Below are 884 nucleotides of genomic sequence, written 5' to 3' on the forward strand. Positions count from 1 at the left end.
CGGACAGGGACCGGCCGCGTTCGTCCAGTACGGTCTCCAGCCCGCCCGGCAGCGACGCCACGACCTCTTCGGCCCCGGCCGCGGCCAGCACCGCGTCCGAGGCCGGGCCGATGTTGTCGCTCACCGTGCCGTCGAACAGACGCGCGTCGTGCCCGGCGACGACGATCGCCGCGCGCAGCTCGCCCGGGTCGAGGCCGGTGAGTGGCACCCCGTCCAGCTCCACCGTGCCCTCCTCGGGGTCGGTGGCGCGGCCGAGGCAGGCCAGGAGCGCGGTCGCGGCGGCCGGGTCGGTGGCCACGATCCCCACGAGCTCCCCGGGTGCGACGTCCAGGTCGACACCGCGCAGGCCCGTGCCGTACAGGCCGCGTACGGCGATCTTCCCGGTGGTCGGATCGGGCACCGCGAGCGGTCCGGGCGTCACGGCCGGGGCGCTGGACAGTACCGTCGCGATCCGCCCGGCCGACGCGCGGCCCTGGGCGAACTCGCCGTTCACCCAGGAGAAGGTGCCGAGCGGCGTGAGCAGGTACTGCGCGAGCCCGGCCGTGGAGACGAGCTGGCCGATGGTGATGTGACCGCCCGCGGCGAGCCGTCCGCCGACCAGGGCGATGAGCGCGAGGAACGCGCCGTTCAGCGCGATCATGATGCCGTGGTAGGCGGCCTCGGCGCGCGCGGCGCGTACGGTGGCGCGCAACGACTCGCGGCTGGTGCGCCGGTAGCGGCGCAGCGCGTTGTCCTCGGCGCCGAGGCCCTTCAGCACGCGCAGCCCGGACACGAGGTCGGCCGCCACGCCGGACGCCCGCGCCGCGTGCTCCTGCTCGGTCTCGCTCCGGTGTTCCAGCGGCGTGCCGAGGCGGTGCGACAGCCACAGCAGCGGCGGCGCGCCG

General features: G+C 76.2%; 1 protein-coding gene. It reads right to left on the reverse strand.

The annotated features are described in order from the left end of the window. Positions 1–884: ABC transporter transmembrane domain-containing protein (locus ACFFNX_RS51445; RefSeq protein WP_378213818.1), on the reverse strand; the 884-nt coding region annotated here is incomplete at both ends.

The sequence above is a fragment of the Actinoallomurus acaciae genome (genome assembly GCF_042429965.1).
Lineage (GTDB): Bacteria > Actinomycetota > Actinomycetes > Streptosporangiales > Streptosporangiaceae > Actinoallomurus > Actinoallomurus acaciae.